This is a genomic window from Stenotrophomonas sp. 22LJNL06-5-1 (genome assembly GCF_056861455.1).
On record NZ_JBSPUE010000006.1, the window covers coordinates 1 to 14,467 of the forward strand.

Genomic DNA, 14,467 nt, shown 5'->3' on the forward strand with positions numbered 1-14,467 from the left:
CAACGGCCTTGTGCCACCTGCGCTCCGTGAAGTGCAGGTGGCCTGAACTCCCTTTGGGAGTGTTCAAAAATACTTGACCACCACAGGTTTACGGCGTCCCCCACAACCTGACCCGCCCCGCCAACCCACAGGAAACCAGCTTTTGAAGTTGCTTCGGCCGTTGCTGTGGCTTCTGCGGGTGCCGGCCGCGGGCCGGCCGAACTACAATCCCGCTCATGCTGAATTTCTCGAACAACCCCCGCCGGGGACGCCGATGAGCGGCCGTGGCGGCAATGACGGTCAGGTCCGCATCATCGGCGGTCGCTGGCGCAATACCCGCCTGTCGGTGCCGACCCTCCCGGGGCTGCGGCCCAGCAGTGACCGCGTGCGCGAGACCCTTTTCAACTGGTTGATGCCCAGACTGGGCGGCGCGCGGGTGCTGGACCTGTTCGCCGGCAGTGGCGCGCTGGGCCTGGAGGCGGTCTCGCGTGGTGCCGCCCACGCCACCCTGGTCGAGCGCGACGCGCAGCTGGGACGCAATCTGACCGCGGCCGTGGCCAAGCTGCAGGCCGCCGACCAGATCACCGTCGTGCAGGCCGATGCCCTGCGCTGGCTGCAGGGGGCGCAGGCGCAGCAGGCCGATCTGGTCTTCATCGACCCGCCGTTTGCCGATGGCCTGTGGCAGGACGTGCTGGCCCAGCTGCCGCGGCATCTGGCCACCGATGCCTGGCTGTACCTGGAATCGCCGGCCGGGCACGCACCGGTGCTGCCGCCGGACTGGCTGCTGCACCGCGAGGGCGGCACCCGCGAGGTGCGCTTTGCCCTGTACCGCCGCGCCACTGCTACACTTTGACCTCATCTGAACATCTGCAACCGCCCATGACCGTGGCCAATCGCCGCATCGCCGTTTACCCCGGCACGTTCGACCCCATCACCAACGGTCATATCGACCTGGTGAGCCGGGCCGCGCCGCTGTTTGAAAAGGTCGTGGTCGGCGTGGCGCAGAGCCCGTCCAAGGGCCCGGCGCTGCCGCTGGAGCAGCGCGTGCAGCTGGCACGTGGCGCACTGGGCCACCACAGCAACGTCGAGGTCATCGGCTTCGATACCCTGCTGGCCCATTTCGTACGTTCGGTCCAGGGCGGGGTGCTGCTGCGCGGCCTGCGCGCGGTGTCCGACTTCGAGTACGAGTTCCAGATGGCCAGCATGAACCGCCATTTGATTCCGGAGGTCGAGACCCTGTTCCTGACCCCGGCCGAGCAGCACAGCTTCATTTCGTCCTCGCTGGTCCGCGAGATCGCGCGCCTGGGCGGCGACGTGTCGGGTTTCGTGCCGGCCGCGGTGCTCGAAGCCCTGCGCAAGGTCCGCGAAGCGAAGTCGGCACAGTCGTAAGCCCCCGCTGTACCCGCACCCCATTACGTACAACACCACGCACCATTCCGGGAGGAAACCCATGAACACCACCATGCGCGCGATGCTGATCGCTTCGTTGGCCCTGGCCTTCACCGCCTGCAAGAAGGAAGAGGCCGCTCCGGTCGACGAGGCCAAGCAGGCACTGGTCGCTCCGTCCAAGGACGACGATGCAGGCTGGAAGAAGTACCTGCAGGAAGTGGCGATCCAGAACATGGGCAACATCACCAACAGCCCGTTCCTGTACTACCTCTCGCCGGAATCGGACCCGGACTTCCAGGCCAAGTACGAGCGCCAGACCGAGAGCGCGACCCAGGCCGTGGCCCGTGGCGTGCAGCCGGGCAACATGCTGGCCTTCGGTTCGTCGGCCTCGGGCAAGATGGCTGACATGATCCAGGCCGTCTTCAAGGACGTGTCGCCGGATTCGATGAAGGGCGTGCGCGTCGTCTTCATCGGCCAGTCGGCCGACAACGCCCGCGTGCAGGCTGCGATCCAGCCGACCGGTGCCGAGTACATTTTCGTCGAAGCCAAGTAATACCGAGCCATGGCGGCCATGCTCCGGCATGGCCCGGGCGGCGTCCTGCAAGGGCGCCGCTGATGACCTGACCGGCCCGCGCGCCCGCGCTGGCCGGTCCTTTGTCCCAGGGCGCGGGCGAGGAGTATCGCCGTGTCGCTGAAAATCAACGAGCTCTGCGTCAACTGCGACGTATGCGAGCCGGCCTGCCCGAACCAGGCCATTGCGATGGGTGAAACCATCTACGTGATCGACCCTGCGCGCTGTACCGAATGCGTGGGTCATTTCGACGAGCCACAGTGCGTGGTCGTCTGCCCGGTCGAGTGCATCGACCCGGATCCGGAGATCGTGGAAACGGAAGACCAGCTGCTGGCCAAGCTGCGCCAGCTGCAGCACGATCACCCCGAACTCTACGCGGAGCCCCCATCCGAATGAAGACGCTGATCGTCCGCCCCTTGTTGCTGCTCGGCCTGCTGCTGAGCCCGATCGCCTGGGCCGACAGCCCGACCCGAGCCGAGCGCCCCGATGGCGCGGCCATTGCCAGCGGCCACGCACTGGCCACCCAGGCCGGCATCGATATCCTGGCCCAGGGCGGCAACGCCTTCGACGCCGCGGTGGCGGTGTCGTCCACGCTGGCGGTGGTCGAGCCGATCAGTTCCGGGCTGGGCGGTGGCGGCTTCTTCCTGCTGCACGACGCGGCCACCGGCAAGGATGTGATGCTGGATGCCCGCGAGACCGCACCGGCCGCGGCAACCCCGCAGGCCTTCCTCGACAAGCAGGGCAACCTGGATCGTGATCGTTCGGTCAATGGCGCCTGGTCGGCGGGTATTCCCGGCCTGCCTGCAGCGCTGGTTGAACTGTCGGCCAAGCACGGCAAGCTGCCGTTGTCGGCCTCGCTGCAGCCGGCGATCCGCATCGCGCGCGAAGGCTTCCCGGTGTACGACCGCATGGCCAAGGGCTATGCCTCGCGCCGTGAAGTGATGGAGCGCTATCCCGGCACGCGCGAGGTCTACCTGCGCAACGGCAAGCCGATCGCCAGCGGTGACCTGTTCAAGCAGCCGGAACTGGCGCAGACGCTGGAGCGCCTGGCTGCGGGTGGCTTCGATGGCTTCTACAAGGGCCAGACCGGAAAGCTGCTGCTGGCCGGCGTGAAGCAGGCCGGCGGCAAGTGGACCGCTGAAGAGCTGGCTGGCTATCGCGTGAAGCAGCGCGAACCGATCGTGTTCAACTACAACGGCTGGAAGATCACCACCGCGCCGCCGCCGTCGTCCGGTGGCATCGCGCTGGCCAGCATGCTGCAGATCCTGGAAGGTTGGGACATCAAGAAGATGGACCCGGCGCACCGCACCCACCTGGTGGTGGAATCGATGCGTCGCGCCTACCGTGACCGCACCTTCTTCCTCGGCGACCCGGACTTCGTGCAGATCCCGCAGAAGGTGCTGACCAGCAAGGACTACGCACAGGGCCTGCGGGCGACCATCCATCCGGAGAAGGCCACGCCCAGCGACCTGCTGTCGGGCAACCCGACGCCGCTGGAAGATGACGAGACCACGCACTTCTCGATCATCGACCGTGACGGCAACCGCGTCGGCGCCACCCAGACCGTCAACCTGCTGTACGGCTCGGGGCTGATTCCCAAGGGCACCGGCGTGCTGCTGAACAATGAGATGGACGACTTCGCGCTGAAGCCGGGCACGCCCAATGCGTTCGGCGTGATGGGCTATGAAGCCAATGCGCCGAAGGCGGGCAAGCGCATGCTCAGCTCGATGACGCCGACCTTCATGGAGAACGCCGACAAGGTGGTGGTGCTGGGCACCCCGGGTGGCAGCCGCATCATCACCATGGTGCTGCTGGGCATCCTCGGCTACGACGCCGGCCTGGACGCGCAGCAGGTTGCCGCGCTGCCGCGCTACCACCACCAGTGGCTGCCGGACCTGATCGAAGCCGAGGACGATGCGTTCGACGCCGACACGGTGAAGCAGCTGCAGGCGATGGGTCACAAGATCGACCTGCCGGGCAATGTCGCGGCCGGTGGCCGCGGTTCCAGCCACGTGTGGGGCAACCTGCAGACCGTGGAATGGGACCGCAAGGCGAACAAGCTGTTCGGCGGCAGCGACCCGCGCAATCCGGTGGGCAGTGCCCAGGTCGTACCGGCACGCTGATCCAGTAGCGCCGGCCGCTGGCCGGCAATCTGGCTGATTACCGAAACCCCGCCTTTGCCGGCGGGGTTTTCTGTTTTCCTCCTAGCGATTATTTAACGAGCCGGCGCCGATAATCGGCGCATGAAACTCTGGTCTATTCGTGGAAACTCGCAGCGCCTTGATGGCGGCGCGATGTTTGGCAACGCGCCGCGCGCGTTGTGGGAAAAATGGGCGGCACCGGACGAGCTCAATCGCATCGAGCTGGCCTGCCGTGCGTTGCTTGCCAGCCCGCTTGAAGGCAAGACGGTGCTGTTTGAAACCGGTATCGGCGCGTTCTTCGATCCGCGCATGCGCGAGCGCTACGGCGTGCAGGAAAGCCAGCATGTGCTGATCGATTCGCTGCGCGAAGCGGGGTTCGAGCACGAGGATATCGACGTAGTGGTGCTCAGCCACCTGCACTTCGATCATGCCGGTGGCCTGCTGGCGGCATGGAGCGAAGGGCGTGAGCCCGAGCTGCTGTTCCCCAACGCCACCTATGTGGTCGGCGCGCAGCATTGGCAGCGTGCCGTGCAGCCACACCCGCGCGATCGCGCCAGCTTCATTCCTGAGCTGCCGGGCCTGCTGCAGGCCAGTGGCCGGCTGGAAGTGGTGGACGGGGAGTACTCGAAGGCGCTCGGCCGCAGCGTACGCTTCAGCTACAGCGACGGGCATACGCCGGGGCTGATGCTGGCCGAGATCGTTGGTCACGCGCATGCCGGCGAAAGTGCGCACGGTGGCGTGGTGTTCTGTGCCGACCTGATCCCGGGGCGCTCATGGGTACACGTGCCGATCACCATGGGCTACGACCGCAATGCCGAGCTGCTGATCGACGAGAAGCGGCAGTTCCTTGAAGACAAGCTGGCGCGCAACGTGCGGCTGTTCTTCACCCACGACCCGCAGGTGGCATTGGCGCAGCTGGGCAGGGATGACAAGGGACGTTTCGTGACCCTGCACGAACAGGGCGAGCTGAAGGCACGCGCCCTGGGGTAATGAAAAGGCCGGGCAATGCCCGGCCTTTCACAGACGGCGGTAGCTCCACGCCATGCGTGGATGGCGTTTTATCCGGATGCGACCATTACGACGCCTTCAGGCAGCTGCTCATGAAGGTCTTGCGTGCATCACCCGCCAGTTTCTTCGCGCCGGCATCGGCGTTGCACTTGCGCATGCGCTCCTGCTGCGGATTGGCCGCCTTGGTCTCGGCGGCGTGGCCGCTGAGGCAGGAGCTCTGCGCGGTCTTGTAGGCATCACCCTTCAAGCCCTTGTTCTTGGCCGAGCAGTCGGCCATGCGCTGCTGCTGCGGGGTGGTGGCGTTGGCAGCCAGGGGCAGGCCGACCAGCAGGACGGCGGCCAGCAGGAAAGAGGCTTTCATCGGGTGCTCCAAGGGTGGCGGGTGCGCGGAGCATTCGCTTCGGGCCGGCAAGGGCACGTGAAGAATCACGCCATTGCCGCGCCTGCTTGCGGCGACGTTCAGATCGGCGTATTACTTAGCCATATGGGTAAGTATAATCCCGCCATTCAAGAGGTCTTCCAGGCACTGGCCGACCCGACCCGTTGCGCGATCGTGGCCGCGTTGGGGCAGGGGCCGCGCACGGTATCGATGCTGGCCGAGCCCTTCGAGATGGCCTTGCCCTCGCTGATGAAACACCTGGCCGTGCTGGAACGCAGCGGCGTGGTGCGCAGCCGCAAGCAGGGGCGCGTACGCACCTGCGAACTGGTGCCGGCGCGGCTGGGCCAGGCCGAGCAGTGGCTGGCCGAACAGCGTGCTGCATGGGAAGCGCGTTCCGACCGCATGGTCGATTTCGTCGAAACCCTTCACCGACAGGAGCAGGCCCATGGCCGTAGACGCAGGTAACAACCCCGACACCGATCTGGTCATCAGCCGTGTGCTGAACGCACCGCGCGCCGCCTTGTGGCGGGCGTGGACCGACCCGGAACTGCTGCGCCAGTGGTGGTGCCCGAAGCCGTGGACCACCGAGGTACGTGCATTCGACCTGCGTCCCGGCGGGGCCTTCCACACCTTCATGCAGGGCCCGGATGGCGGCAGCAGTGACAATCCGGGCAGCTTCCTGGAGATCGTGCCGCAGCAGCGCCTGGTGTTCACCTCGATGCTGGGCGCAGGCTGGCGACCGCAGTCACCCTGGCTGGGCTTCACCGCCATCATCACGATGGAGGATGAGGGGCAGGGCTGCCGCTACACCGCGCGGGTGATGCACCCGGACAAGGCCGTGCGTGACCAGCATGAGCAGCTGGGCTTCTTCGACGGCTGGAACACGGTCATCGGCCAGCTGGAAGCCTTCGCCGCCGGCCTGTAGGCCGCGCCTGGGGTCAGATACCTTTCGCTGTGAAAGGGATCTGACCCCGGTTCGCCGGATCAGCCGACGCGGGTACCGAAGATACGGTCACCGGCATCGCCCAGGCCCGGCAGGATGTAGCCCTTGTCGTTGAGCTGGGCATCGATGGCCGCGGTGTAGATCTCCACGTCCGGGTGCACGGCCTTGACCGCTTCGATGCCTTCCGGCGCGGCGACCAGGAAGATGCCCTTGATGCGGCGGGCACCGGCACGCTTGAGCATGTCGATGGTGGCGATCAGGGTGCCGCCGGTGGCCAGCATCGGGTCCAGGATCAGCGCGTCGCGCTCTTCCAGGCGGCCGGTCAGGCGCTCGAAGTAAGGCACCGGCTGCAGGGTTTCCTCATCGCGCTGCAGGCCCACTACGCTGACGCGGGCGGCCGGGATCAGCGACAGCACGCCGCTGAGCATGCCCAGGCCGGCGCGCAGGATCGGCACCACGGTGATCTTGGCGCCCGCAATGCGCTGCACGGTAACCGGGCCAGACCAGCCGGGCAGGGTGTGCGGCTCGGTGTCCAGGTCGGCGGTGGCCTCGTAGGCCAGCAGCGTACCCAGCTCGTTGGCCAGTTCGCGGAAATCCTTGGTGCTGAGCGCAGCGTTGCGCATCAGGCCGATCTTGTGCTGCACCAGCGGGTGGCGCACTTCGACGATCTTCATGGTCGGAAGGGGGGAGAAGGAGAGAGGGCGCCATTTTGCCGGATTGGCGGGCCGAACCCAAACCTGGCCCGGGGCGGTGTTACTCGAAATGTGCAGGCGCATGTCACGGCCATGCAACCTTGCGGACATACCGTGCAGACCCATTCTTAACAGGAATGGGGATTCCCAGTGCATATCAAGACTCCGTTGGCCGTTGCCATCACGCTGACCCTGGCAATGGGGGTGGCAGCACCGCTGCAGGCCGCCGGGCAGCAGGCGGTAGCCGCCACCGGCGCCGTGGCGTCCGACGCGGTCGACCTGGACCGCATCGAAGTGCGCGCCCAGCTCGAATCGCAGATCCGCGCGGTCGACCTCAAGCGCAGCAGCGATGCCATCGAGGACGCGGTGTCCTCCGATGCCCTGGGCCAGTACCCGGACAAGAACGTGGCCGAGTCGCTGCAGCGCCTGCCGGGCATCAGCGTGACCCGCGACCAGGGCGAGGGCCGTTTCGTGGTCATCCGCGGCCTGGACGCCAACCTCAACAGCGTCAGCGTGGACGGCATCGCCATCGGCACGCCGGAGGATTCCAGCCGTGCCGCGCCGCTGGACGTGATTCCGTCCGACTCCACCGAGCGCCTGCGCGTGGTCAAGTCGCCGACCCCGGACATGCCCGGCGATGCCATCGGCGGCGCCGTGCTGGTGGAATCGGCCTCGGCCTTCGACCGTGACGGTCGCAGCCTGCGTGGCAAGATCGAAGGCAGCCACCAGCAGCTGTCCGGTGAAACCAGCCCCAAGGCCGCCTTCAACTACAGCGAAGTGTTCAACGACACCTTCGGCGTGGCACTGGGCGTGAATTACCAGAAGCGCAGGTTCGAGTCGGACAACACCGAAGTGGAGTACGACGATGTAAGCGGCAACAAGGACCTGACCACTACCCGTCCGGGTGATGTCACCGCGATCAACCTGCAGCACCGCAAGTACGAGATCGAGCGCAAGCGCATCGGTGCCAACCTCAACCTCGACTGGCGCCCGAATGAAGACAGCAAGTACTACCTGCGCACGCTGTACAGCCAGTTCGACGATGCGGAGACCCGCCAGCGCGTGATCTTCAATTTCGACGAAGCGAAGATGGTCAGGACCGGCACCGACCAGTACCGCCTGGATGGCATGTCGGAGGATTCCATCGACAAGCGCATGCGCTATCGCACCAAGAAGGAAAACACCTTCGCGGCCAGTCTCGGTGGCGAGAACAAGCTGACCAACGCCGTGCTCGATTACCGGATCGGCTACACCCGTACCGAAGAGCGGGTGAACGACGAGATGGAGGCGCGCTTCAAGCTCAACGGAAAAGCCTTCAACGGCACCCTGGACCAGCGCAGCCGCCTGCCCAGCTACAGCTTCGACAACCCGCAGTGGCTGGACAACAGCAACTACGCGTTCGATCGTTTCGTGCTCTCGCCCAAGCAGGTGAACGACAAGGAACACAGCGCGCAGGTCAACGTGCGCTTCGACGGCGACAGCAGCAGCATCAAGTTCGGCCTGCTGGGCCGCTGGCGCGACCGCGACGTGAATGTGGACGAGCGCGAACTGCGTGTCGGCCCGAAGGTGGCGCTGTCGAGCTGGAGCACCTCCTCGCCCGAACACCGCCACGGCAATATGGGTGACGGCATGGATTCGGCCGCGATGCGCGCCTTCTGGGCGGCCAATGGCGGCCAGTACAGCGCCCGTCCGCAGGACGCCGGTGGCAATGCGATGACATCGCTGGAGGAGGACTACGTGGCCAGCGAAGACATCTTCGCCAGCTATGCGATGGGCACCTGGGACGTGGGCGCGCTGCGCATCATCGGCGGTGTGCGCGTGGAAAACACCCAGTTCAAGGCGGTCGGCAACCAGGTGGACGTGGCCGCCAACGGTCGCAGCTTCACCGTCACCCCGCGGGTGGCCAACAGCAGCTACACCAACGTGCTGCCGGGCCTGCACCTGCGCTATGACGCGGCCGATGACTGGGTGCTGCGCGCCTCGGCCAACAAGACCGTGTCACGGCCGTCGTTCGGTGACATCTCGCCGCGCGTGGGTTACAGCCGGGGTGATGGGGACGTACGCCTGGGCAACCCGGAACTGGACCCGTACGAGTCGAAGAACATCGACCTGTCGGTGGAGAAGTACATCGGCAGCACCGGCATCGTCTCGCTGGGCCTGTTCCACAAGTCGATCGATGGCTACATCGTGGAGACCGTGCGCACCAATGATCCGGCCTACGGCGGCCTGGACGTGACCCAGCCGATCAACGGGCGCAAGGCCACCGTGCGTGGCGCGGAATTCAACTGGCAGCAGCAGCTGGCCTTCCTGCCCTCCGGTCTGGATGGGCTGCTGGTGGGTGCCAGTGGTACCTGGCTGGATACCAAATTCGATGCCGGCATCAAGGACCGTGCAGGCGAGGATTTCACGCTGCCGCGCGCCTCCAAGCATGTCTACAGTGCACACATCGGCTATGAAAAATACGGTGTGAGCACACGCCTGGCTGCGGTATACCGCAGCGAGTACCTGGACAGCATCGGCAAGGGCCGCGCGTTCGACATCTATGTTGCACCCAACACCCAGCTCGATTTCTCGCTGGACTACAAGTTCACCCCGCGCGTGAGCATGTACTTCGAAGCGCAGAACCTGCTGGACAAGCCGCTGGAGCTGTACCAGGGCACGCGTTCGCGCACCCTGCAGATGGAAGAGTACGGCCGCACCTATGCGCTGGGCCTGAAGGTGGCGCTGTGATGGGGCGTGGCGTCACTGTCCTGGCCGCCGCGCTGGCGCTAGCACTGGCTGCCGGCTGCACGCCGGCCACCGGCAACGATCCGGTAGCGGGAGCGGTCGCGCCGGCCGCCAGTGGCGAGCGCGTGGTGACCACCATCGCCGAAGCCTTCCTTTCGCCGATGACCCCGGCTGACAACATCGACTCGCCGGCTGCCTGGCGCGCTCCGGATGGCATGCTGTGGCTGATCGCCACCGCAAAGGCAACCGACAAGCTGGTGGTCTACGACGGCAGCACCGGCCAGCACCTGCGTGACGTCGGCAGCAGCGGCACCGCACCGGGACAGTTCGACCGCCCAAACGGCATCGCGGTGATCGACGATCTGCTGTGGATCGTGGAGCGCGACAATCATCGCGTGCAGGTGTTGAGCCTGCCGGACTTCGCGCCGCTGGCGACCTTCGCTGCGGACGACCTGCGCAAGCCGTATGGGCTGTGGGTCGACCGCCGTGCCGATGGCTACAGCGTCTACGTCACCGACTCCTGGGACAACGGCGAGGATGCGCAGGGGCGTGACATCCTGCCGCCGCTGGCCGAGCTGGACAAGCGCGTGCGCCAGTACCACGTGACCCGCAATGGTGCGAAGGTCGAGGCGAAGCTGGTGGCCAGCCTCGGTGATACCACCGAGGCGGGAGCGCTGCGCGTGGTCGAGTCGATCTGGGGCGACCCGGACAACGACCGTCTGCTGATTGCCGAAGAGGACGAGAGCTACGCCAGCGAGTTCAAGGTCTACACCCTGGCGGGCCGATTCACCGGCACCACCTTTGGTCGCGACGTGTTCAAGGCGCAGGCTGAAGGCGTGACCCTGCGTACCTGCGGCAAGGACGGCTGGTGGATCACCACCGAACAGGGCAAGCAGCGCAGCGTGTTCCACCTGTTCGACCGGCACACGCTGAAGCCGGTCGGCGCGTTCCAGGGCAATACCGTGGCCAACACCGATGGCATCTGGATGATGCAGCAACCCAGCGCGCGCTTCCCGCACGGTGCGCTGTATGCCGTGCATGACGACCAGGGCGTGGTGGCGTTCGACTGGGAGAGCATCGCCAAGCAGTTGGCGCTGCCGCTGGAGTGTGGCGCATGAGCGGGCACTGCGTGATGCGTGCGCTGGCGCTGGGCCTGCTGCTGGCGTTGCCGTCGCTGTCGTTCGCAGCGGCCGAACCGAACACCCAGGTGCCGGCGGGCAGCCGCCACTACGCAGCGACGACGGTACCGGACCGCATCGTCGCCTCGCCGGCGGTAGATCCCAGCCATGGGTTCGCCGTGGCCTGGCGCACCGATGGCAGCGTGCAGGCGCCGCTGCTGGAGATCGCGCTGGCCGCAGATTCGCCGGCCATCGAGGGCATCCGCCAGGTGCGTGCGACGACCCGCGCGCTGCAGACCGAGAATGGGCTGTCGCACCACCATCGCGCCGACATCAGCGGCCTGCAGCCGGATACCCAGTACGTCTACCGCGTGCAGGGCAATGGCAGCTGGAGCGCCTGGAACCAGCTGCGTACGCTGGCCGGCGCCGATCAGCCGCTGACCCTGCTGTACTTCGGCGATACCCAGAACAAGAACGTCAGCCATGTCAGCCGCGTGGTGCGTGCCGCGCAGAAGGCTGCGCCGCAGGCGCGCATGAGCCTGTTCGCCGGCGACCTGGTCAGCGGCGGCGACAACATGGACGACAGCGAGTGGGGCGAGTGGTTCGCTGCGACCAGTTGGCTGGCGCAGGAAACGCTGGTGGCGCCGGCCATCGGCAACCACGAGTATTTCGAGGAATTCGAGGACACCCCGCAGGAACGCCGCGTGCTGGGCAAGCATTGGCCGGTGACGTTCGCGCTGCCGGGCAATGGTGCCACCGCCGCCCAGCAGACCAGCTACTGGTTCGATGCGCAGGGCGTGCGCGTGGCCGTGGTCGATGGCACTTCGGCACTCGACCTGGGCACCGCCAAGGCACAGGCACAGTGGCTGGACAAGGTGCTGACCGGCAATCCGCAGCCGTGGACCATCGTGCTGCTGCACCAGCCGTTCTACTCGCCGCGCGAAGGGCGCGAGAACGCCGCGTTGCGTGACGTGCTGCTGCCGGTGGTACGCCGCCACAACGTCGACCTGGTGCTGCAGGGTCACGACCACACCTATGGTCGCCGTGGTGAAGGGCAGGCCGCGACGCCGCAGTATGTGGTGACCGTGGCGGGGCCGAAGCAGTACCGCCTTTCCGACGAAGCGCGCAGGACGATGGACCCGGTGGCCGAAGACACCCAGCTGTTCCAGGTGCTGAACATCGACCCGCAGCACCTGCGTTATGAAGCACGCACCGTGACCGGCCGTCTTTACGATGCCTTCGAGCTGCGTCGTGATGCCAACGGTGGAAAGCAGCGCACGGAGTTGACCGAAGGCCGCATCACGCCACGCGACTGCCCACGTGCGCAGACCGCCAAGGGTCGTGCCGACCGCTGCTGGGAATGAGGACGCACCGATGACCACGCCCCATCGCATCCTTCCTCTCGCTGCCCTCGGCGCCGCCCTGCTGTTGCTGGCCAGTGCAGTAACCGCCGCCGATTCCGTGCTGCATCCGTTCCTTGTGACTCAGCCGAAGCAGGCCCCGCAGGAGGTGAATCTGGCGGTGGAGATTCCGGCCGGCAGCTTCACCAAGTACGAGATCAAGGAAGACGGTCTCGTGCATGTGGACCGCTTCCAGTCGATGCCGGTCGCTTATCCGGCCAACTATGGCTCGATGCCGCGCACCCTGGCCGGTGACAACGATCCGCTGGATGCACTGGTGCTGACCCGCGAACCGCTGCATCCGGGCGTGATCGTGCGCTTCCGGCCGATCGGCTACCTGAAGATGATCGATGGCGGCGAGCACGACGAGAAGATCATCGGCGTGCCGACCGACAAGGTCGACCCGACCTACGCCGATATCCGCGACCTGAAGGATCTGCCGGAGGTCGAGCGCCAGCGCATCGAGGCCTTCTTCCGGGTCTACAAGGACCTGCCGGCCGGGCGCAACCCGGTGCAGCTCAACGGATGGGGCAATGCCGCCGAGGCGCGCGCGCTGATCAGCGAAGCGATGGAGCGCTTCGAAAAGTAGATCCACGCCATGCGTGGATGGCCGCCTGCGCGCATCTCCTTCACCGCCGCTGGCTATCATGTCCGCCTTCCACAACGAAGGCGGTGCATGTGTCGGTAGCGTTGGTATGGTTCCGCCGTGATCTGCGGCTGCAGGACAATCCGGCCCTGCAGGCCGCGCTGGACGCGGGTCACGACGTGGTGCCGGTCTACGTCCACGCGCCGCACGAGGAGGGCGAGTGGGTGCCCGGCGCGGCCTCCGATGCGTGGCGCCACCGTTCACTGGCTGCGCTGGATGCCGATCTGCGTGCACGCGGTTCGTCGCTGGTGCTGTGCAGTGGTGACAGCCTGTCGGCCCTGCAGTTGCTGATCGAGCAGACCGGAGCCGAGGCGGTGTACTGGAACCGCAAGTACGAGCCGGCCACCCAGCCGCGGGATGCCACCATCAAGCGCACGCTGCGCGAGCAGGGCATCGACGCGCAGAGCTGCAATGGCAGCCTGTTGTTCGAGCCTTGGGACATCGCGACCCAGCAGGGCCAGCCGTACAAGGTATTCACCCCGTACTGGCGCAACATACTCAGTCATTGGCGCCTGCCTGCGCTGCAGGCCGCACCGAAGACACTGGTGGCGCACGCGGTCGACGGCCTCGCACTGGATGATATCCAGCTGGCACCGACGCTGGACTGGGACACCGGCTTCTGGGAGCACTGGCAGCCAGGCGAAGCCGGTGCGCTGGAAGCGCTCTCCGTGTTCGAGGACGGTGCGCTGCGCGGTTACCGCGAGCAGCGTGACCTGCCGGATCGCGTGGGCACCTCGCGGCTGTCGCCGCACCTGCATTTCGGCGAGATCGCGCCGTGGCGCATCGCGCATGCGCTGGAAGGACTGCGCAGCGCGGGCAACGATGCCGACATCGACGGCTATCTGCGCCAGCTCGGCTGGCGTGATTTCGCCTACCACCTGCTGCATCACTTCCCGAAGACGCCGACCGACAACCTCAACCCGCGCTTTGACCGTTTCCCGTGGGCCACACCGAGCGCCGCGCAGCTGCATGACTGGCAGCGCGGCAACACCGGCGTACCGATCGTTGATGCCGGCCTGCGCGAGCTGTGGCACACCGGCTACATGCACAACCGGGTGCGGATGATCGTGGCCAGCTATCTGTGCAAGCACCTGCGCGCACACTGGCTGCATGGCGCACGCTGGTTCTGGGACACCCTGGTCGATGCCGACCTGGCCAACAACACGATGGGCTGGCAATGGGTGGCCGGGACCGGTGCCGATGCCGCGCCGTACTTCCGCGTGTTCAACCCGGTCACCCAGGCCGAGAAGTTCGACCCGCAGGCCCGCTACATCAGCCGCTGGGTGCCCGAACTGGCGGCGCTGCCGGTGAAGGCGCGCTTCGCGCCGTGGCAGCATCCGCTGCTGCTGGCGGCGCATGCCCCGGGCTATCCGCGTACGCCGCTGGTGGATCTGGCGGTTGGCCGCGATGCCGCGCTGGCTGCCTACCGGCAGTCGGGAGCGGGGTAAAGTGCGGGCTGGGCGATCCGGTCAGT

Annotated in this window: 15 protein-coding genes; 13 read left to right on the top strand and 2 right to left on the bottom strand. The window is 66.5% G+C overall.

Translation table 11 applies throughout. The features are described from left to right. Positions 1-253 precede the first annotated feature (253 nt). The 6 genes from rsmD (at position 254) to AC13GF_RS13540 (ending at position 5,070) form a co-directional block, all read left to right on the top strand. Positions 254-832 (top strand): 16S rRNA (guanine(966)-N(2))-methyltransferase RsmD, encoded by a 579-nt coding sequence (gene rsmD, locus AC13GF_RS13515; RefSeq protein ID WP_483004941.1) that lies wholly within the window; start codon positions 254-256, stop codon positions 830-832. 26 nt (positions 833-858) lie between these two features. Then, the gene (gene coaD / locus AC13GF_RS13520; protein WP_008267036.1) at positions 859-1,368 is read left to right on the top strand and encodes a pantetheine-phosphate adenylyltransferase; all 510 of its coding nucleotides are present in this window, start codon (positions 859-861) and stop codon (positions 1,366-1,368) included. A 61-nt stretch (positions 1,369-1,429) separates the two neighbouring features. Continuing rightward, positions 1,430-1,921: a hypothetical protein gene (locus AC13GF_RS13525; protein ID WP_004153167.1), complete on the top strand. Its 492-nt coding sequence runs from the start codon at positions 1,430-1,432 to the stop codon at positions 1,919-1,921. A 132-nt stretch (positions 1,922-2,053) separates the two neighbouring features. After that, a complete protein-coding gene (locus AC13GF_RS13530) occupies positions 2,054-2,335 on the top strand; it encodes a YfhL family 4Fe-4S dicluster ferredoxin (protein WP_004153175.1) in 282 nt (93 codons plus the stop codon). Next, the gene (gene ggt / locus AC13GF_RS13535; RefSeq protein WP_483004942.1) at positions 2,332-4,062 is read left to right on the top strand and encodes a gamma-glutamyltransferase; all 1,731 of its coding nucleotides are present in this window, start codon (positions 2,332-2,334) and stop codon (positions 4,060-4,062) included. The genes AC13GF_RS13530 and ggt overlap by 4 nt, the downstream gene beginning before the upstream one ends. A 120-nt stretch (positions 4,063-4,182) precedes the next feature. Then, positions 4,183-5,070, top strand: coding sequence for an MBL fold metallo-hydrolase (locus AC13GF_RS13540; RefSeq protein WP_019338337.1), 888 nt, complete (start codon positions 4,183-4,185; stop codon positions 5,068-5,070). A gap of 85 nt (positions 5,071-5,155) precedes the next feature. Here the strand turns inward: AC13GF_RS13540 and AC13GF_RS13545 are convergent, their stop codons facing one another. Beyond that, positions 5,156-5,449, bottom strand: coding sequence for a PsiF family protein (locus tag AC13GF_RS13545; RefSeq protein WP_126929105.1), 294 nt, complete (start codon positions 5,447-5,449; stop codon positions 5,156-5,158). Positions 5,450-5,506: 57 nt separating this feature from the next. On the opposite strand from AC13GF_RS13545, the gene AC13GF_RS13550 reads away from it, so the two are divergent. Together AC13GF_RS13550 and AC13GF_RS13555 are read left to right on the top strand one after the other, a co-directional pair. Then, on the top strand, positions 5,507-5,932 hold the full coding sequence (locus AC13GF_RS13550) for an ArsR/SmtB family transcription factor (protein ID WP_483004943.1): 426 nt from the start codon (positions 5,507-5,509) through the stop codon (positions 5,930-5,932). After that, a complete protein-coding gene (locus tag AC13GF_RS13555; RefSeq protein WP_483004944.1) occupies positions 5,913-6,392 on the top strand; it encodes an SRPBCC family protein in 480 nt (159 codons plus the stop codon). The genes AC13GF_RS13550 and AC13GF_RS13555 overlap by 20 nt, the downstream gene beginning before the upstream one ends. A gap of 59 nt (positions 6,393-6,451) precedes the next feature. Here the strand turns inward: AC13GF_RS13555 and upp are convergent, their stop codons facing one another. Then, positions 6,452-7,084: a uracil phosphoribosyltransferase gene (gene upp, locus AC13GF_RS13560; protein WP_126929103.1), complete on the bottom strand. Its 633-nt coding sequence runs from the start codon at positions 7,082-7,084 to the stop codon at positions 6,452-6,454. A gap of 216 nt (positions 7,085-7,300) precedes the next feature. Here upp and AC13GF_RS13565 point away from each other — a divergent pair, with 216 nt between their 5' ends. From AC13GF_RS13565 to AC13GF_RS13585, 5 genes are all read left to right on the top strand, one after another. Next, on the top strand, positions 7,301-9,832 hold the full coding sequence (locus tag AC13GF_RS13565) for a TonB-dependent receptor (protein WP_483005147.1): 2,532 nt from the start codon (positions 7,301-7,303) through the stop codon (positions 9,830-9,832). Further along, positions 9,832-10,947 carry a phytase gene (locus AC13GF_RS13570; RefSeq protein ID WP_483004945.1) on the top strand — a complete coding sequence of 372 codons (1,116 nt, stop codon included), beginning with the start codon at positions 9,832-9,834 and terminating at the stop codon, positions 10,945-10,947. The genes AC13GF_RS13565 and AC13GF_RS13570 overlap by 1 nt, the downstream gene beginning before the upstream one ends. After that, complete coding sequence (locus AC13GF_RS13575; protein WP_483004946.1) at positions 10,944-12,311, top strand: purple acid phosphatase family protein; 1,368 nt, start codon at positions 10,944-10,946, stop codon at positions 12,309-12,311. The genes AC13GF_RS13570 and AC13GF_RS13575 overlap by 4 nt, the downstream gene beginning before the upstream one ends. 10 nt (positions 12,312-12,321) lie before the next feature. Then, entirely contained in the window at positions 12,322-12,936 is a 615-nt protein-coding gene (locus AC13GF_RS13580; RefSeq protein WP_483004947.1) for an inorganic diphosphatase, read from the top strand. Positions 12,937-13,025: 89 nt separating this feature from the next. After that, complete coding sequence (locus AC13GF_RS13585) at positions 13,026-14,441, top strand: cryptochrome/photolyase family protein (protein ID WP_483004948.1); 1,416 nt, start codon at positions 13,026-13,028, stop codon at positions 14,439-14,441. Positions 14,442-14,467: the final 26 nt, after the last annotated feature.